The organism is Arthrobacter sp. TS-15 (assembly GCF_006964045.1).
Lineage (GTDB): Bacteria > Actinomycetota > Actinomycetes > Actinomycetales > Micrococcaceae > Arthrobacter.
In genome coordinates this window covers 1-17,965 of the sequence record NZ_SDXQ01000001.1, presented here as the reverse complement: position 1 = coordinate 17,965, position 17,965 = coordinate 1, and the positions used below count along the sequence as shown (strand labels likewise).

Genomic DNA, 17,965 nt, shown 5'->3' with positions numbered 1-17,965 from the left:
CAACGGAAACGGCCGCCAAACGCGGGCTGGATACCGTTGCCGCATGATCGGATCACTAGCTTCGCTTGCCAGTTCAGTCGGCACCACCATAGCGGCCTGGATTGAGGCAGCGTACGTCCTGGATTGCACTGGCCCGTCGGCGGAGGAACAAGGTGCAGGTGGCCCGGGGAGCATGAGTGATTTGTCATGGCTCCCTGCCCTCAGCGGCGTCACGGTTGCCAGTGCTCAGGCCATCCAAACGCACGCCGCAAGGGTGCGTTCAGAGTCCTAGAAGCCGCTCGGAATGCTGCAGAATGTCGCGTTGGGCACACTTTTCGCTGATCTCCTCTGATATGCCCTAAACTGCTTCACTGAGGTGCCGGAAGAGGCACTATGCAGCAACGAAAGCGAAGCTCAATGGCTACTGATTACGATGCCCCGCGCAAGACAGAAGAAGAGTCTCCCGCCGAGTCGCTTGAGGCCCTTCAGGCATCCCGAGGAAACACTGCGCAGACTGCGGTCATCGACGTCGAGGAAAACGATACCGCCGAAGGAATCGACCTGCCCGGAGCAGATCTTTCCGGTGAAGAACTGACAGTTATTGTGGTCCCGGAGCAGTCCGACGAATTCACGTGCGGCTCCTGTTTCCTGGTCCGTCACAGGTCCCAGATTGCATTGGAAAAGAACGGTCTTAAGTTCTGTAAGGACTGCGAAGGCTAAATAACGCCAAGGTCTCGTTATCTTCGGTTACGAATATGGGCGCGAGCACCCTCTGCACGGCCGCCCAATGCCCAAAATACTGCCCGACAATAACCCTCTTGTGACCACCGCTGCGTCCACTTAACGGTTGCGCCCCGAAGCGGCCACAACCCGCCCAAACACCCTGCTGCGCTCCTACTGTTGAAGTATTAACTTCGCCTGAAGGGGGCACAAAAAATGAGGAAATTTGGAGCGGGTTTGGCAGCGGTCATGGCAGCTGCCGGTCTCGGTCTGGTGGCGCCGGGGCCGGCCTCGGCAGCAACATATTGCGGTATCTCGTGGGGTTCCATGGCCAAGGCAGACCTCGACATGAGCTCCGCCAGTGTCACCAACGTTCGCACCGGGCAACAGCCCTGCTATGACCGTCTGGTGATCGACATGACAGGTAAGGTGGCCGGCTACGTCGTTCAGTACGTTCCTGTAGTGACCCAGGATGCTACCGGCTACCCCATCCCGGTGCTGGGGGATGCTGATCTCCAAGTGATGGTGACGGCGCCGTCGTACAACCAGTACAACCAGCCGACGTATGTGCCGGCAGCCAAGGCCGAATTGTCCAACGTCTCCGGTTATCAGACCTTCCGGCAGGTGGTTTACGCGGGCAGTTTTGAGGGCACCACCAGCATTGGGCTGGGCGTCCGTGCACGTCTTCCGTTCCGGGTCTTCACCCTGGACGGGCCCGACGGCGGTTCTCGCCTGGTAGTGGACGTGGCGCATCGTTGGTGATTGACGGGGCGCTGAAGTGCCCAGATCGCGGGAAAGCTGCCAATTCGCCCGGAGATGTCCGGCGAACTGGCAGCTTTCCCACGAACTCCGCGGAAGGCGGGCCTACTCCGGCACCACCAGAGCCGGCGTGTCCTTTCGGATGGTCTCGCCACGGAAGAACCCGGGCCGAACACGGGACATGATCAACATGACCACTACGCCCAAAGCCAGGATGCCGATGCCCAGGACGAATACGAGCCCCACCCCGAAGATCTCCGAGCCACTGCCGAACTCGGGAGCCCAGCTGTCCACGGCAGTCTGCAGGAACACGACGAACAGGCCGACGCCACCCAGCAGCGGGCAGACGAGTCGCAGGAAGAAATTCCTGGCGCTGGAGAACACGCTGTTGCGGAAGTACCAGACACAGGCGATGGCCGTGAGTCCGTAGTAGAAGCAGATCATCAGGCCAAGGGCCAGAATGGTGTCGTTCAGGACGTTTTCACTGATCACGTGCATCACCGCGTAGAAGCCCGCAGACAGGACGCCAGCCGCTATGGTGGCGAAGCCCGGCGTCGAGAACTTCTTGCTCATGTGGCTGAAGCGCTCCGGCAGGGCGCCGTAATGCGCCATGGCCAACAGGCTGCGCGACGGTGAGGTGAACGTTGACTGAAGCGAGGCCGCGGAGCTGGAAAGCACGGCGAGGGACATGAGGATGGCGAATGGACCCATGACCGGTGATGCCAGTGCGGTGAAGACGTTGGCGTGGTTTTCCTCGTTGTTCAGGCCGATCCCGGTATCGCCGACGCCTGCGAACATCATGGTGGCAATGGTGACCAGGAGGTAGATGCCCAGGACGATCACCGCTGTCAGCGTGCCTGCGAGGCCCGCGGTCTTCTTACCGTTGGCCGTTTCCTCGTTGACGGTCAGGCATACATCCCAGCCCCAGTAGACGAAGATCGATAATGAGATGCCGGCTGCGATCTGGCCGAACGTCTCGATCTTGGTGACGTCGAACCAGTCCCAGCTGAAGGGCACAGCAGTTTCGGAGGTGGACCAGTTAGCGAACGCCATGGCGACGAACAGGCCAAGGACCAGCAGCTGGAATCCCACCAGGCCGTACTGGACAATCTTGGTGGTGTGAAGCCCTCGGTAGCTGATCCAGACAGCAAGTGCCACGAAAACGAAGCACGTGGCAACGTTGAGCAGCTTGTTCGAAGCGAGGTCTGCGAGCTCGGGTGAACCCGTGGCCTGTGCGAGGAACAGGTAGAAGAAGTCCACGGCCACGCCCGCCAGGTTGGACAGAACAATGATGTTGGCGGCCAGCAAACCCCAGCCGCCCATCCAGCCAACCCACGGTCCGAAGGCTTTGGTTACCCATGTGAAGGTGGTGCCGCTGTCGGGGGAGTCTGCATTGAGTTCCCGGTACGCCAAGGACACCAGGATCATCGGGATGAACCCGATCAGGAAGATGACAGGCAATTGCAGCCCGACTTCGTTGACAGTTGGGCCTAGCGCGCCGGTGAGGGTGTACGCCGGGGCGATGGTGGAGATGCCAAGAACGACGACGGCGAGGAGCCCCAACTGCCCCGTCTTCAGTCCCTTGCCGCTGATGTCATGCGACTTCGCGGCTTCACTGCCGCTGCGTCGGATTGTCTGGCTCATGTAAGGCCCTTTCTAGATGGCCGAAGGTTATTGCTTGGTGCTGCGGAGCATGCTGCCGCCCCTGGGGGCCGAAGGTGCCGTGGGCGCCGTGGCGTTGGGGGCCGGGCGTGCCGTGGCGTTGGGGGCCGGGCCATCCAGGCGCGTCAGTTCGATCATGGTGTGATTGGTACTCCGGTGAGACGACAGTCACTAAATGAATAGTGTTCATTTAGTATGTCGTGAGTCACGCTCGGGCGCAAGGCCTGAAATGAATGACGTTCATATGTGACTGGCCTATGGGTACTTTGGGGTCCGGGTCTCTGGGTATCCCGGGGTCCGGGGGTGGGTGTCTGGTGACGTGGGTGTTGGGCTTGCTGCGGGGTGTTTTCCGCACGGGCCCTGTTTTCCACATAGGCCCTGGTTTCCACATACGGGAGTTGTGGTCTTATAGCGCTTGCTGCGTGCTGGAAGAGTTGGGGCATGGAGCAGATCCGGGCCACGCAGACGCCGTCACACGATGAGCTCGGGCGCGCCTGGGAAGCTCTACCCGGGCACTCCGACTCCGCACTCCCTGCTACGGGGCCTGTGTCAGGCCATTCATCGCCCCGGGTGTCTGACCTCGTCGCGCTCCTTGGCTCTGTTCCGCTTGCCGGCTCCAGTGGAGAGCTGATTGATCAGCTCCGGGGGTTGGAGGAGCTGAAGTCGGCCATCACCGGCCTGCAGGCGCGGGCTGCTGTGGCGTTTGATCTTGCCCAACGGGCTGAACAGGCCCGAGCTGGTGTTCCTGCGTCCGAGCGTGGCCAGGGTGTCGGGGCGCAGCTGGCGTTGGCCCGGCGGGAGTCTCCCAATAAGGGTCCCCGGTTATTGGGCTTGGCGAGAGCGTTGGTGACGGAGATGCCCCGCACCCTGGCCGCCCTGGAATCAGGCCAGCTCAATGAGTGGCGGGCCATGCTGCTGGTCAAGGAAACAGCGTGCCTGTCCGTGGAGGACCGGTGCGCGGTGGATGAGGAACTCGCCCCGGACACCGGGACCTTCGAAGGCAAGGGCGACCGGGCCATCATCGCCGCGGTCAAGGCTGCCGCGTATCGTCGTGATCCCCGTTCGGTGGCCCAACGCGCCAGTCAAGCAGCCACCGAACGGACAGTGAGCCTGCGACCCGCCCCGGACACCATGACCTACCTGACCGCCCTCCTGCCAGTGGCCCGAGGCGTCGCGGCGTATGCGGCGCTGACCCGTGAGGCTGATACTGCCCGGGCCGGCGGTGACTGCCGTTCCCGCGGTCAGGTCATGGCTGACACCCTGGTCGAACGCGTTACCGGAACCCCGGGCGGGGTCGCGGGCATCAACCTCGATCTCGTGATGACGGACCGGACCCTGTTTCAGGCAGACAGCGAACCGGCCCGGCTCAAAGGCTATGGAATCGTCCCGGCCCAGTGGGCCAGGAAACTACTTCGTGAACCTCAGGCAGACGAAGCAAGTGGTTTGGCGACCGGCCAGGCAGGCTCACCAGTTCCGGACCGTGACTTCACCGTGTGGCTGCGGCGGCTCTACACGGCACCCGGAACGGGCGAACTCCTGAACATGGACTCCAAAGCCCGACTCTTCCCACCCCGGCTCCGACGATACATCGAGGCCCGGGACGACACCTGCCGCACCCCCTTCTGCGACGCGCCCATCCGGCACATCGACCATGTGGTCCCCTGGCGCTCCGGCGGGACCACCACACCTAACAACGGCGCAGGACTCTGCGAAGCCTGCAACCACACCAAAGAAAACCCCGGATGGAACAGCAAGAGGGTGACCGGGGACAAACAAGGCGGCCACACGCTCCAGATCAGCACACCCACAGGCCACGCCTATGTATCCAAGGCGCCTCCACTGCCGGGGCATGTCCGCGCCCAGCCGTTACAATCCGCGCCACCTGTAGCAATGTCGAATGAGTGTGCTTTGGATGTGGCTCGCTCGTCGTCGGGTCAGCAGTCGGAACCTTTGCCTGCTGAAGGCGCGGAATGTGGATCCAGCGGCCAGCTGAAACCGCGCATGGCGGGAATCTAACCTTGGGCCAGCGTCTAAGCAGCCACGGTGGGCAGGGTTAGAATCTCGGCGCCGTCTTCGGTGATGGCGATGGTGTGCTCGCTGTGGGCAGTGCGGCAACCGGTCGCACTGCGGAGCGTCCAGCCATCGGCGTCGGTGACCAGTTGGGAGGTGTTGGCCATCACCCAGGGCTCCAAGGCCAGTAGGAGTCCTGGCCGTAGCTTGTACCCTCGGCCGGGGCGGCCCATGTTCGGAACGTGCGGCTCCTGGTGCATGGTTGAGCCGATGCCGTGGCCTCCGAACTCGGTGTTGACGGGGTATCCGGCTTCGCTGAGGACTGAGCCGATGGCATAGGAGAGGTCGCCGATTCGAGCGCCCGGCCGGGCGGCCTCAATGCCTGCGCGCAAGGCACGTTCGGTTGCTTCGATCATGGCCACACTCTCAGCCGGCCTGGACTCGCCAACGATGAAGCTGATGGCAGAGTCGGCCGCGATTCCGTCCTTCAAAACTGCCAGATCCAGGGTCAGGAGGTCGCCCTCGGCCAGGTTGTAATCCGTGGGTAACCCGTGCAGGACGGCATCATTGACGCCAGTGCAGATGTAGTGCCCGAATGGTCCGCGACCGAAGGATGGGGCGTAGTCCACATAGCAGGAGACGGCCCCGGCCTCGAGGATCATGCTCTTGGCCCACCTGTCAATGTCCAGGAGATTCGTTCCTACCGTTGCGCGGCCCTTCAGCGTGTGCAAAATGTTGGCGACCAGAGCGCCGGCTTCCTTGGCCCGGCCTAGTTCTGAGTGGCTCAGGATCTCGATCATGCGGGACCTTTCATGTAGCAACCAATAACTATCCCGGCCATATTATCCCGGTATTACAATTGGATCCATGGTCAGGTTGCCGCTTACACCCGCAGAGGCCGAGCGCGGACAACGCCTCGGAGCTCTCTTGCGTCGAGCGCGGGGTGAACGCTCCATGCTGGAAACGGCTCTGGATGCTCGAGTGTCGCCCGAAACGCTTCGAAAGATCGAATCAGGGCGGGTTGCGACGCCCGCGTTCCCCACTGTTGCTGCGATCGCCGAGGTTCTGGGACTATCCCTCGATGAGGTCTGGGCGGAGATCAATCAGCAGGAGCGTGCCATTGAGCCGGACAGCCGACGTCGGAGCGCCCGCGAATGGTTGGCCTCGTAGCCTGAGTGCTGAGCTGCCAGTGTTGCGCGTCTCAGCGCTTGGGCCGTGCCCGGACGTGGAGCCGTTCGCCCTGCTGCCCGAAGAGAGTGAGAAGCTCCACCGGCTCTTTGGTGGCGCTGGCAAACCAGTGTGGTGTGCGGGTATCAAATTCCGCCACCTCGCCCGGTTTCAGGACAAAGTCGTTCTCGCCTAGGACCAATCTGAGCTTGCCGTTGAGGATATACACCCAGTCGTAGCCCTCATGTGATTGCGGTGTGGGAGTCTCCTTGCCCGTGCCACCCCTGAGGACCATCTTGAAGGCCTGGATGCCGCCAGGGCGTCGCGTGAGGGGAACGGCCGTTCCCCACTCGTGAACGTGCGGCTTGAGATGAATGCGGGGATCGCCCGTTTCGGGGGCATCAATAAGCTCTTCCAAGGGGACCTGATACAGCCGCGCAATGGGGAGAAGAAGCTCCAAGGTCGGTTTGCGTTGACCTGACTCCAGCCGGGAGAGCGTGCTCACGGAGATGCCTGTTACTTCCGAAGCTTCAGTAAGGGTCACGTTGCGTTGGGTCCTCATGGCGCGCAGGCGAGGGCCGACGGCGTCGAGCATGGTGCTGAAATCGGTAGCCATGTTCCCCAGTTTGCCATATTGGCAAACTTCCTTGCTGTTTCTTGCCTTCTGGCAAACCATAGAAGAAGCGGCGCAGGGCCGCTGGATACGTGGAGGCACTTGTGGGTACGGAAATCGAGAACATCGGAACGGTGGACGAGTATGACGTCGTAGTGGTGGGAGGTGGCGCGGCTGGCTTGAGTGCCGCGCTGACCCTCGGCAGGGCCTTACGGTCCGTCCTCGTCATCGACGCCGGCGAGCCGCGAAATGCTCCCGCGGCCGGGGTGCACGGATTCCTGTCGCGGGACGGAATCAATCCCAAGGAACTGCTGGAACTCGGACGCGCGGAGGCGATCCAGTACGGAGTGGACATAGTGTCCGGCATCGTAGTCGGGGCACGCTCGACGGCCGGCCCTGCGAACGGATCCGAACCCACCTTCGAGGTGGATCTGGCAGACGGACGAACGGTGAGAGCCCGCCGTTTGCTGGTCACCACCGGACTGGTGGACATACTCCCGGACGTGCAAGGCCTTCGTGGGCGGTGGGGCAAAGATGTCCTGCACTGCCCCTATTGCCACGGCTGGGAAGTCCGGAACAAAGCGATCGGGATCCTGGGGTCAGGGCCGATGGCATTGCACCAGGCGTTGCTGTTCCGCCAATGGAGTTCCAACATCACCTTGTTCCTCAATGATGTGGTGGAGCCGACGGAAGAACAATGGGAGCAGTTGGCTGCCCGTTCCATCACCGTAGTGGACGGCAAAGTCCAGGCCCTCCAAGTAACTGACGACGCTTTGGCGGGTGTCATCCTGGCATCGGGAACCACCATCCCAGTGGAAGCTGTAGTCACCGCCCCACGGTTGGAGGCCAGGTCTGCCGTGCTGGAATCCCTGGGCGTCCCCACGGTGGAGCACCCCATGGGGGTGGGAAGCCACGTAGAGGTCAATCCAATGGGTGGTGCCACGTCAGTGCCGGGTGTCTACGCTGCAGGAAACGTCACCGACCTCATGGGCCAGGTGATGGCCTCCGCAGCCGCAGGTGTCATGTCAGGAGCCGCAATCAACGCAGATCTCATAATGGAGGAGACCAATCGGGCTGTTGAGGATGCGCGCAAGTCGGCTGTATCCCGCTGATAGGAATCCCGGACCGAATCGAAATTCGACAAGGAAAGGCGCTGCGCATGCAGCGCCTTTCCTTGTTCGAGTGGGCCGTAGTAAGGCTCCGGCACCCTACGATGTAGACGTCAGGAATTCCCGGGCAGCCGTCACCAGCGCTTCGGTTCCGCGAGCCAGCGTCGGCTCAATGACGGGAGCAAAGTACGGCGAGTGATTAGAGGGAATGTCCTCCGGAAGCCGACCTGTTGTGGCGAACTCCTTGAACAGGGCAGGTTCGGCGCCACCCAGGAACCAGAAAACCAGGGGAGCTCCGGCGGCCTTCGCCAGGGCTCCAACGTCTTCGCTTCCGGACACCGGGCCAGGGTCCATGATCTGTGCCTCGCCGAACTTTGCTTTGAAGGCAGCGGACACCCTGCCGGTCGCAGCTTGGTCGTTGACGGTCAGCGGGAAATGCTCTTCAAACTTGATCTCAGGGTCCTTGGGCGCGCCTGAAGCTGTGGATTCACTCTTGGCAATGCGCTCAATGGAACCGAGGATCTTGTCCCTTGTGGCATCGCTGAAGGTGCGGACGCTCAGGCCTAGAGTTGCTGTTTCGGGGATGATGTTGTTTTTGGTTCCTGAATGAATCTGCCCAACAGTCACCACCGCGGAGTCACTGGCGGCGAGCTCACGCGACACAATGCCCTGCAACCGCACGGTGGTTGCAGCTGCCATCAGCACCGGGTCAACAGTGGTCTCCGGACGCGATCCGTGGCCACCTCGTCCGTGCAGGGTGATGTTGAGGGAATCGGCGGACGCCATGGTGACGCCGGGCCGGATGCCGAACCAGCCGGCGGGGAACGGGGCAACATGTTGGCCCAGGACGATATCTGGTTTCGGCACCACGTTATACAGCCCGTCGGCAACCATGGTTGCTGCCCCGCCGCCCCATTCCTCGGCCGGCTGGAAGAGGGCGATCAGGGTGCCCTGCCACTCATCACGCCGGGCCGCCAGAACCTCCGCCGCGCCTACTAGGCAGCTCACATGCACGTCATGGCCGCAGGCGTGCATGACAGGCATGTCTTTGCCCTCATGATCAACACCCATCGCAGTGCTTGCGTAGTCCAAACCCGTTGTTTCCTTGACCGGCAACGCATCCATGTCAGCCCGGAGCATCACCACCGGTCCGGGCCCATTGTCCAGAACACCAACAACGCCGGTCTTTCCGATATTGCGATGAACGGTGAAGCCAAGATCTTCAAGATGTCCCGCAGCGATCCCGGCTGTTCGGGTCTCCTGAAAGGACAGTTCGGGGTTGGCGTGCAGGTCTTTGTAAAGCTCTTCGAGGTCAATGGTCATGAGTTTGCCCTTTTCGTTCGACGCCATAGTTTGGCCAGTGTATCCAGCCCATAAATGCAAAGTCTGGGAAGCCCCGGCACACTGGAGGGCATGAACCATTCCGAATCAGTCACCACACAGCTGTCCACTGTTGAGGAGTGGACCAAGGCGCTGGCAGAATCCAGCGGGTCCCCGGGAGGCGGTGCCGGAACCGGGGTGATGCTCTCCATCGCGGCGTCGTTGACGTCCATGGTGGCCGGATATACCGAGCCGGAAAAGTCGCAGCACCAACAGCTCGACGGCATTCACTCCCGTGCCCTCAAACTCCGGCAAACTGCCCTGCAACTAGCCGACGACGACGCTTCCGCTTCCAATGCCTTCGGCGCGGCTTTCCGCCTGGATCCCGGACCTGAACGCGAGGAGGCCATCCATCAAGCCTCCGTCGATGCCGCCAGGGCATCAGCGGTGCTCGGGGAGCGGGCCATTGATGCCATTGAAGACCTCGGGTGGCTCGCCGCCAACGGCAATCCTGCGCTGATCGCCGACGTCGTAGTGGGTTTCGGGGCACTCCGGGCAGCCATAGCCGGGGCCCGAACCAACGTGAGCTTCGACCTCGCATCCCTGACCTCCGCCGGCGCCACGTTGGAGGAAGTCAGGGAACAACACCCGGAGTTGTGGAACACAGTCAGCCAGCTCAGCGAAGCCCTCGACAGAATCGACCAGCTGACTGCCGGCGTCGACAAAAAAGCGGCGCCGACCGAAGCCTTGTGAGGCCCGGTTTGCATGGCAAGTCCCTACGGAACCATGCAGAGCGGGCCTCACAACGGCATTACTGCGCCTTCGGCGCTCTGCCTATTACTGCGCCTTCGGCACACGCCGGAGCACGACGGCGGCGAGCACTGCCGCGCCAGCCATCAGTACCAGCCCAATCGCCGCAGTGATGTGGACGCCGGACTCGAAAGCTGTCCGGGCGGCATGTGTCAACGCCTCCGACAACGGGGCCGGAAGTGCGGCCGCCGCATCAACAGCGCCGGCGAGGGTTTCACCGGAATTCCCGGCGGCCTGCTCGGAGATGCCGTCCGGCATGATCAGGTTGTGCTGGTAGGACGCCGTGAGGATGGAGCCAAGTACTGCCGTTCCCAGGAGCGACCCCAGCTCGTAGCCGGTCTCGGAGATGGCCGAGGCTGCGCCGGATTTGTCGGCCGGCACCGATGCCAGGATGAGGTCATTGGAGATCGTCTCCGCCGCGCCAACCCCCACGGCCAACACGGTGAGCGCCGACAACAGGAACACGGGGCCGCTGCCGTGATCGCCCACTACGACGATCAGATAACCCACAGCGCTGAGCGTCAGGCCTGCGGCCACAACGAACCCTGGCCGCACGCGCTTGACCAATGGCACCACCAGTAGTCCGGCGATGACCGTGGCCAGGAGGGCGGGAATCATGGCGATACCGGCCTCCATGGGGGACTGGCCCTCAACGAGTTGCAAGTGCTGTGCGAAGAAGTAGATGAAACCCGTCATGGAGAACAGGGACAGCACGTTCGCCACGATGGCCGTGCTGAACACCTTGTTCTTGAACAAGGCAACATCCAACATGGGGTTCTCGATCCGCTGCTGGCGACGCACGAACAGGATGCCCATCACCACGCCAAAGCCCATGAAGGCTGCTGCGGAGGCTCCGAAACCATGAACCGCGAATTCTTTGATCCCGTATACGAACGGCGCCATGGTGACGACGGACAGAACGATGCTGCGCACATCCACACGTCCCGGGTTGGAGTCCTTGGACTCCGGAATCAGGACCCGGCCGAAAGCCAGCAGGGGGAGGAGTAGGAATGCTGCAACCAGGAAGACGGCGCCCCACCAGAAGTGCTCCACCAGCCAGCCGCCAAAGATCGGGCCAAGGGCGGCGCCACCGGAGAACCCGGCTGCCCAGACAGCGATCGCCAAGCGGCGACGGTTGGGGTCGGTGAAGATGTTCCGGATCAAGGACAACGTGGAAGGCATCAACATGGCGCCGAAGACACCAAGACCGGCGCGCCCGGCGATCAGCCATTCAGCGGACGGCGCGAATGCTGTAGCAGCCGACACCGCCGCGAAGCCCGTGCTGCCGATCAGCAGCAGCCGCCGTCGTCCGATCCTGTCGCCCAAGTTGCCCATGGAGACGAGCAGTGCTGCGAGGACCAGCGGGTACGCATCAACAATCCACAGCAACTGCACGCCTCCGACATTCAGGGAGCGGGCAATCTCCGGCAAGGCAAAGGTGAGCGCGGTGTTGTCGACGGCCACCAGCAGCACCGGAAACATCAGGAGTGCCAAGGCCGTCCAGTCGCGCCACGGTGCCGCTTGGCCCTTGACGGGGTGAGCGGAACGGGGTGCTTGGGTTGAGGACGGCGAGAACATGGATTCAACTATACCGTCCAGACGGTACAGTTTCAACTATAGCCCCCATGAACCTTTAGGGAATGATGGATACATGCCACGAAAACCAATTGCCCGGGACGCCGTCCTGGATGCCTTTGAAGCCCTCCTCATAGAAGTAGGGGAGCGGGCTGCCACACTCGACGCCGTCGCCAAGCGGGCAGGCGTGTCCAAAGGCGGACTGCTCTACCACTTCCCCAACAAGGAAGCGCTGATTACGGCCCTTTTGGAGCGCCTGGACCTGCTGGCCGATGAAGATACTGAACTCATGAAGGCGGCGCCGGATGGTTCAGCGGCATACTTCATCAGGTCCTCTCTCTGGGCAGATACGCCCATGGACCGGGCATTCGTCGCCGCTACCAGGCTGGCTGAGGTGGCTCACGAGGAAACCCGCCGCAGGTTTGCCGCAATTCAACAGCGGTGGCTTGACGTGCTGGCAGAAGACGTCGGACCAGAGGTTGCCAAGGCTGTCAGCTATATGGGCGACGGACTCTATTTCAACGCGATCTTTGAAGGCGGCCAGGAAGGCGGCAACGCCGGGCGGGAGGCCGACGTCGAAATCCTTCTGGGGGTCCTTGAACGCCTGCGGAAGTAGCAGCTCATCCATTTGCTGCTGAGGCCCGAGCGTAGGACAATTAACTCTTGTGGCGTGCCCTACATGGCGCCCATACACAACTGAACATGCCTTTGATCTGCGGCGGGAGAGTCCTGCAGGCAAGTGATGCAGGCGCCGTAGGAGCAAACCCTCCCCAGGAATCTCTCAGGCCCAAGCACCGCCGCGGCGAGGCAACTCTGGAAAGCAGCAGGTACTCAGCCCACCCACGGGCGAACGGGTGCTGTGCTCACCGACGGTGCAAGCGATGGTTGTTCACGCAACGCGCGGAAACTCTCAGGTCCAATACAGAGCGGGGAGGAACCCAGCCGCTGTGGCGTACCCAAACGCCGCCCAAGTAATGGAGTTCCTTCGTGACGGTTAGTTCTGCCTCCACCACCTTCGTCGATCGGCATATCGGCGCCCGCCGCCAGGCCGACATTGAGACCATGCTCAAGTCCATCGGCTACGACACCGTCGATTCGCTGGTCGACACCGCCGTCCCGAACGATATCCGCCAGGACGTTGCCCTCACCCTTCAGAACGCACTGAGTGAAGTTGAAGTTTTGGCTGAGCTGCGCAAGCTCGCTTCCAAGAACAAGACTGCCGTTCAGATGATCGGCCAGGGCTACTACGACACCGTGACGCCGCCGGTGATCCGCCGCAACATCCTGGAATCTCCGGCTTGGTACACCGCCTACACCCCCTACCAGCCGGAAATCTCGCAGGGCCGCCTCGAAGCGCTCCTCAACTTCCAGACCATGGTCCAGGACCTTGTTGGCCTGCCGATTGCCAATGCGTCCCTTCTGGATGAAGCAACCGCTGTTGCCGAGGCCGTGCTGATGATGCGCCGTGCCAACAAGAACAAGGCCGCACAGGATGGCAAGACCGTCCTGGACGCCGACTGCCTGCCGCAGACCATCGCGATCGTGAAGGGCCGCGCCGAAGCACTCGGCTTCGAGGTTGAGGTTGCTGACCTCTCGCTTGGTCTCCCGGAAGGCGCCATCAACGGCGTCGTCCTGCAGCAGCCCGGTGTCTCCGGCCGCGTGTTCGACCACTCCGCCGTCATCGCCGCAGCCAAAGAACGCGGCGCACTGGTCACCGTGGCTGCAGATCTTCTGTCCCTGACGCTCATCACCCCTCCGGGTGAGCAGGGCGCCGACATCGCCGTTGGTTCCGCGCAGCGACTGGGCGTTCCGCTGTTCTTCGGCGGCCCGCATGCTGCGTACATGGCCGTCCAGAAGGGGCTGGAGCGTTCCATGCCCGGCCGTCTGGTTGGCGTTTCCAAGGACGACGCCGGTGTCCCCGCCTACCGCTTGGCGCTGCAGACCCGAGAGCAGCACATCCGCCGCGAGAAGGCCACCTCCAACATCTGTACTGCGCAGGCGCTCCTGGCCATCGTCGCGTCGATGTACGCCGTTTACCACGGCCCTGAAGGCCTGAAAGCGATCGCGGAGACCGCGCACGGTCACGCCCGTACCCTTGCAGCGTCCCTGAAGGCGGCCGGCGTCGAGGTCCTCCACGGTTCCTTCTTCGACACCATCACCGTCCGCGTCCCCGGTAAGGCTGCGGAGATCGTGGCCGCCGCTGAGGCCAAAGGCATTAACCTCCGCGGCATTGATGCTGACACCGTGGGTATGTCTGTTGACGAGACCACTACATCTGAGATTGTCGGCGGTCTCCTTGAAGTCTTTGGTGCTTCGGTAACCGAAACCGCTGAAGGCTTCGCCCTGGAATCCTCCGTGGAGCGCACCAGCGATTTCATGCAGCACCCGGTGTTTAACACGCACCGCTCCGAAACCCAGCTACTGCGCTACATCCGCAAGCTCTCTGACCGCGACCTCGCGCTGGACCGCACCATGATTCCGCTGGGCTCCTGCACCATGAAGCTCAACGCCACGGCAGAGATGGAAGCCATCTCCTGGCCGGAATTCGCCTCGATCCACCCGTTCGCTCCGGATTCGCAGACCGAGGGTTGGCGTGATCTCATCACCGACCTCGAAGCGCAGCTGACTGAGATCACCGGCTACGACCAGGTGTCCATCCAGCCGAATGCCGGTTCGCAGGGTGAGCTCGCTGGCCTCCTGGCCATCCGCGGCTACCACCTGTCCAACGGCGATGATCAGCGCAACGTGTGCCTCATTCCTGCTTCCGCGCACGGCACCAACGCTGCCTCGGCAGTGCTCGCCGGCATGAAGGTAGTGGTTGTTGCCACCGCTCCGGATGGCACCATCGATCACGTTGACCTCAAGAACAAGATCGAAGCTAACCGGGACGCCCTCTCGGCCATCATGATCACTTACCCGTCCACGCACGGTGTGTACGACGCCGACGTCCGCGAAGTCTGCGACTCCATCCACGAGGCCGGCGGCCAGGTGTACATCGACGGCGCCAACCTCAACGCGCTGGTTGGCTTGGCCCAGCCGGGCAAGTTCGGCGGCGACGTGTCCCACCTGAACCTGCACAAGACCTTCTGCATCCCGCACGGTGGCGGTGGACCCGGCGTTGGCCCGGTAGCGGCCAAGGCACACCTGGCTCCGTTCATGCCCGGTGATGCCGCGTCTTGGACTGAGGGCAACGACGTCCCGATTTCCGCCTCCCGTTTCGGTTCTGCCGGCGTTCTGCCGATTTCCTGGGCGTACGTGAAGCTCATGGGCGGCCAGGGTCTCACCGAAGCCACCAAGTCCGCGTTGCTCGCTGCGAACTACATCGCTTCACGCCTCAACGAGTACTTCCCGGTCCTCTACACCGGCGAAGGCGGACTCGTGGCCCACGAGTGCATCCTCGACCTCCGTGAACTGACAGCCAAGACCGGCGTCACCGCTGAGGACGTGGCCAAGCGCCTCATCGACTTCGGCTTCCACGCCCCCACGCTCGCGTTCCCGGTTGCCGGAACCCTGATGGTGGAGCCCACCGAGTCGGAAGACCTTGCCGAGATCGACCGCTTCATCGAGGCCATGATCACCATCCGTGCCGAAATCGACCAGGTTGCCCACGGTGATTTCTCCGTGCAGGATTCTCCGCTTCGCCGCGCGCCCCACACGGCTGCCGCCGTCGTAAGTTCCGACTGGGACCGTGCGTACCCGCGCGAGCAGGCCGCCTTCCCGGTCCACCACCTCAAGCAGGACAAGTACTTCCCGCCCGTTGGCCGCATCGACGGCGCAGCTGGCGACCGCAACCTGGTCTGCTCCTGCCCGCCAATCGAAGACTTCGAAAACTAAGGGGTTCCGGAAATGACTGAGAACTACACAGCCCTTTACGAAGAGCACAAGAAGCTCGGCGCGTCCTTCACCGACTTCGGGGGTTGGCAGATGCCCCTCAAGTACTCGTCCGAACTGGCCGAGCACCACGCCGTCCGCAAGGCCGCAGGCCTGTTCGACCTCTCCCACATGGGCGAAGTCTGGGTCACCGGTCCCGAGGCCGCCGCGTTCCTGGACTACGCCTTGGTAGGCAAGATCTCCGCCATGGCCGTCGGCAAGGCCAAGTACTCGCTGATCTGCCAGGAAAACGGCGGCATCATCGATGACCTGATCGTCTACCGCCGGGCCTCTACCGAAGAAGGCTCGGACAAATTCCTGGTGGTACCGAACGCAGGCAACGCTGCGGTTGTGGCGTCCGCGCTGCAGGAGCGCGCCGCCGGTTTTGACGTCGTAGTTGAAGACGCCTCCGCTGAGACCTCGCTGATTGCCGTGCAGGGTCCCCTCGCCGAAGCCATCCTGCTCCGCCTGGTGCCCGCCGAACAGCACGCACTGGTCACCGAACTCAAGTACTACGCGGCGGTGGAAGTACCGTTCACGTTCGACGGCGGCACGCAAGACCTGCTGCTCGCCCGCACCGGCTACACCGGCGAAGACGGCTTTGAGATCTTTGTGGCCAACGAATCAGCTGCCGCACTGTGGCAGGCGATTGCGGCTGCCGCGAATGAAGGCGAACTCACCCCAGCCGGCCTCGCCTCCCGCGATTCCCTGCGTCTCGAAGCCGGAATGCCCCTCTATGGCAACGAGCTCTCCCGTGAAGGCAACCCCTTCGCAGCAGGACTCGGTCCCGTAGTGGCATTGTCCAAGGAAGGCGACTTCGTCGGCAAGGACGCACTGGCTGCACTGAAGGCCGACGGCGCCGGCTCCACCAGCGGACGGAAACTCGTTGGCCTGAAGGGCCTCGGTCGCCGTGCCGGACGCAGTCACTACCCGGTCCTCAAGGACGGCGCAGTGATTGGCGAAGTCACCTCCGGCCAGCCCAGCCCCACGCTCGACTACCCGGTAGCGTTGGCGTATGTCGACGTCGCTTTCGCTGAGCCGGGCACCGCGCTGGATATTGACCTGCGGGGTAAAACTGAGCCCTTCGAAGTGGTCGCACTGCCGTTCTACAAGCGGGTTCGCTGAATCAGTCGCCTTCGGCCGGCGGGTCCGACCTCCTCTGCATGCTCGGTCGCATGTGCGCCCGCTGAGCGGACGCGATGCTCCACGGGGGCCACGCCGTCCGGGTTCCCTGGCCGAGCTTGCGAGGCGAGGGGGACGGTGGGGAGCATGCTGCCGGAGGCCGGACTCGCGTGGCCGTGCGGTGGGGGAGCGGATTCCGGAAGCGTGCGTCAAAGCGACGAAGGAGCAGCACGCGGAGGAATTCGGTGCCACACCGCCAGGCCAACCACTCAGACGGCCCACACGCGACACAATTAGATGTAGCCACTACACGTAAAGGAAACAGAATGCCCAAAGTAGCGCCCGAACTTCAGTACTCCGACGAGCACGAGTGGGTTTCACGCGGAGACGGGAACTCCGTGTCCGTTGGTATCTCCGAGGTTGCCACCGACGCACTGGGTGACATCGTTTACGTCGACCTCCCCGAGGTTGGCTCCACGGTGACCGCTGGCGAGACCTGTGGCGAAGTTGAGTCCACTAAGTCCGTCTCTGACCTGTACTCGCCGGTCACCGGTGAGGTCACCGAGATCAACGACGCCGTTGTATCCGACCCCGCCCTGATCAACAACGATCCCTACGGCGCCGGTTGGTTGTTCAAGGTCGCCGCCGAGTCCGAGGGCCCGTTGCTCTCGGCCGAGGAATACGCCTCCAAGAATGGCGGAGACCTCTCCTAACTCCCACCCCGACCGAGTCCGATTCGGGGGTTCGCTGCGGGCTGTGCCGTGCGCACGGCATGTTCTGCAGCTAGACCCCGAATTGGGCGCCGGGCTGACCGGCACACGGGGGGGGGGGGCGGCCCTCCGGTAGGACCATCTGCCGGACCGTTTTCAAGCTTTGTTAAGGAATCCCGACCATGGCTGTTGGCGTTTTCGATCTGTTTACTGTGGGTATTGGCCCGTCGAGTTCTCATACTGTGGGGCCGATGCGGGCCGGGGCGGTGTTTGCCCGGGAGCTCAAGGACGCTGGTGTCCTGGGTTCGGTGGCTTCGCTGCGGGTTGATTTGTATGGTTCGTTGGCTGCGACGGGCCGGGGGCACGGGACCATGACGGCTACGTTGCTGGGTTTGGAGGGTTATCACCCTGAGCTGATCCTGCCGGACGAGGTTGAGGAACGGCTCGCTGCGATCGCCGAGACGGGTGTGCTGAATCTGGCTGGTGCTTCGGGTGGGGGTGTGGAGTTGCCGTATGCGGTGGAGGATATGGTTCTTCAT

Annotated in this window: 18 protein-coding genes and 1 riboswitch; of the genes, 12 read left to right on the top strand and 6 right to left on the bottom strand. The window is 62.7% G+C overall.

Annotated features, from left to right (window positions below; all coding sequences use genetic code 11):
- The first annotated feature begins 43 nt into the window (after positions 1–43).
- The 3 genes from EU811_RS00085 (at position 44) to EU811_RS00075 (ending at position 1,461) form a co-directional block, all read left to right on the top strand.
- Positions 44–271: a hypothetical protein gene (locus tag EU811_RS00085; RefSeq protein WP_142936499.1), complete on the top strand. Its 228-nt coding sequence runs from the start codon at positions 44–46 to the stop codon at positions 269–271.
- A gap of 125 nt (positions 272–396) precedes the next feature.
- On the top strand, positions 397–699 hold the full coding sequence (locus EU811_RS00080; protein ID WP_024819766.1) for a DUF4193 domain-containing protein: 303 nt from the start codon (positions 397–399) through the stop codon (positions 697–699).
- A gap of 216 nt (positions 700–915) precedes the next feature.
- On the top strand, positions 916–1,461 hold the full coding sequence (locus EU811_RS00075; protein ID WP_142936498.1) for an AMIN-like domain-containing (lipo)protein: 546 nt from the start codon (positions 916–918) through the stop codon (positions 1,459–1,461).
- A 102-nt stretch (positions 1,462–1,563) separates the two neighbouring features.
- Here the strand turns inward: EU811_RS00075 and EU811_RS00070 are convergent, their stop codons facing one another.
- Both EU811_RS00070 and EU811_RS24530 read right to left on the bottom strand, forming a co-directional pair.
- Positions 1,564–3,102 (bottom strand): APC family permease, encoded by a 1,539-nt coding sequence (locus EU811_RS00070; RefSeq protein WP_142936497.1) that lies wholly within the window; start codon positions 3,100–3,102, stop codon positions 1,564–1,566.
- A 27-nt stretch (positions 3,103–3,129) separates the two neighbouring features.
- Positions 3,130–3,258: a hypothetical protein gene (locus tag EU811_RS24530; protein ID WP_274595824.1), complete on the bottom strand. Its 129-nt coding sequence runs from the start codon at positions 3,256–3,258 to the stop codon at positions 3,130–3,132.
- A gap of 303 nt (positions 3,259–3,561) precedes the next feature.
- On the opposite strand from EU811_RS24530, the gene EU811_RS00065 reads away from it, so the two are divergent.
- Positions 3,562–5,136, top strand: coding sequence for an HNH endonuclease (locus EU811_RS00065; protein ID WP_142936496.1), 1,575 nt, complete (start codon positions 3,562–3,564; stop codon positions 5,134–5,136).
- A 14-nt stretch (positions 5,137–5,150) separates the two neighbouring features.
- On the opposite strand, the gene map is transcribed toward EU811_RS00065, so the two are convergent.
- On the bottom strand, positions 5,151–5,930 hold the full coding sequence (gene map, locus EU811_RS00060; protein ID WP_142936495.1) for a type I methionyl aminopeptidase: 780 nt from the start codon (positions 5,928–5,930) through the stop codon (positions 5,151–5,153).
- Between the two features lie 67 nt (positions 5,931–5,997).
- Here map and EU811_RS00055 point away from each other — a divergent pair, with 67 nt between their 5' ends.
- Complete coding sequence (locus tag EU811_RS00055) at positions 5,998–6,300, top strand: helix-turn-helix domain-containing protein (RefSeq protein ID WP_142936494.1); 303 nt, start codon at positions 5,998–6,000, stop codon at positions 6,298–6,300.
- Positions 6,301–6,331: 31 nt separating this feature from the next.
- Here EU811_RS00055 and EU811_RS00050 read toward each other — a convergent pair whose 3' ends face one another.
- Positions 6,332–6,913, bottom strand: coding sequence for a helix-turn-helix domain-containing protein (locus tag EU811_RS00050; RefSeq protein WP_142936493.1), 582 nt, complete (start codon positions 6,911–6,913; stop codon positions 6,332–6,334).
- A 101-nt stretch (positions 6,914–7,014) separates the two neighbouring features.
- Here EU811_RS00050 and EU811_RS00045 point away from each other — a divergent pair, with 101 nt between their 5' ends.
- Positions 7,015–8,022, top strand: a complete 1,008-nt coding sequence (locus EU811_RS00045; protein ID WP_274595823.1) for an NAD(P)/FAD-dependent oxidoreductase — start codon at positions 7,015–7,017, stop codon at positions 8,020–8,022.
- A 96-nt stretch (positions 8,023–8,118) separates the two neighbouring features.
- On the opposite strand, the gene EU811_RS00040 is transcribed toward EU811_RS00045, so the two are convergent.
- A complete protein-coding gene (locus EU811_RS00040; protein WP_142936528.1) occupies positions 8,119–9,342 on the bottom strand; it encodes an amidohydrolase in 1,224 nt (407 codons plus the stop codon).
- A gap of 90 nt (positions 9,343–9,432) precedes the next feature.
- Between EU811_RS00040 and EU811_RS00035 the strand changes: the two genes are divergently transcribed.
- Positions 9,433–10,092, top strand: coding sequence for a cyclodeaminase/cyclohydrolase family protein (locus EU811_RS00035; RefSeq protein ID WP_142936492.1), 660 nt, complete (start codon positions 9,433–9,435; stop codon positions 10,090–10,092).
- Between the two features lie 84 nt (positions 10,093–10,176).
- On the opposite strand, the gene EU811_RS00030 is transcribed toward EU811_RS00035, so the two are convergent.
- Entirely contained in the window at positions 10,177–11,727 is a 1,551-nt protein-coding gene (locus EU811_RS00030) for an MFS transporter (RefSeq protein WP_142936491.1), read from the bottom strand.
- Between the two features lie 73 nt (positions 11,728–11,800).
- On the opposite strand from EU811_RS00030, the gene EU811_RS00025 reads away from it, so the two are divergent.
- The 5 genes from EU811_RS00025 to EU811_RS00005 all read left to right on the top strand — a co-directional run.
- Positions 11,801–12,340, top strand: a complete 540-nt coding sequence (locus EU811_RS00025) for a TetR/AcrR family transcriptional regulator (protein ID WP_105691509.1) — start codon at positions 11,801–11,803, stop codon at positions 12,338–12,340.
- Positions 12,341–12,433: 93 nt separating this feature from the next.
- Positions 12,434–12,531: riboswitch (glycine riboswitch) on the top strand.
- Between the two features lie 180 nt (positions 12,532–12,711).
- A complete protein-coding gene (gene gcvP / locus EU811_RS00020) occupies positions 12,712–15,558 on the top strand; it encodes an aminomethyl-transferring glycine dehydrogenase (RefSeq protein WP_142936490.1) in 2,847 nt (948 codons plus the stop codon).
- 12 nt (positions 15,559–15,570) lie between these two features.
- Complete coding sequence (gene gcvT, locus EU811_RS00015) at positions 15,571–16,719, top strand: glycine cleavage system aminomethyltransferase GcvT (RefSeq protein WP_142936489.1); 1,149 nt, start codon at positions 15,571–15,573, stop codon at positions 16,717–16,719.
- A gap of 323 nt (positions 16,720–17,042) precedes the next feature.
- On the top strand, positions 17,043–17,429 hold the full coding sequence (gene gcvH, locus EU811_RS00010) for a glycine cleavage system protein GcvH (RefSeq protein ID WP_090820475.1): 387 nt from the start codon (positions 17,043–17,045) through the stop codon (positions 17,427–17,429).
- A 179-nt stretch (positions 17,430–17,608) separates the two neighbouring features.
- Positions 17,609–17,965: serine dehydratase beta chain (locus EU811_RS00005; protein WP_274595822.1), on the top strand; the 357-nt coding region annotated here is incomplete at its 3' end.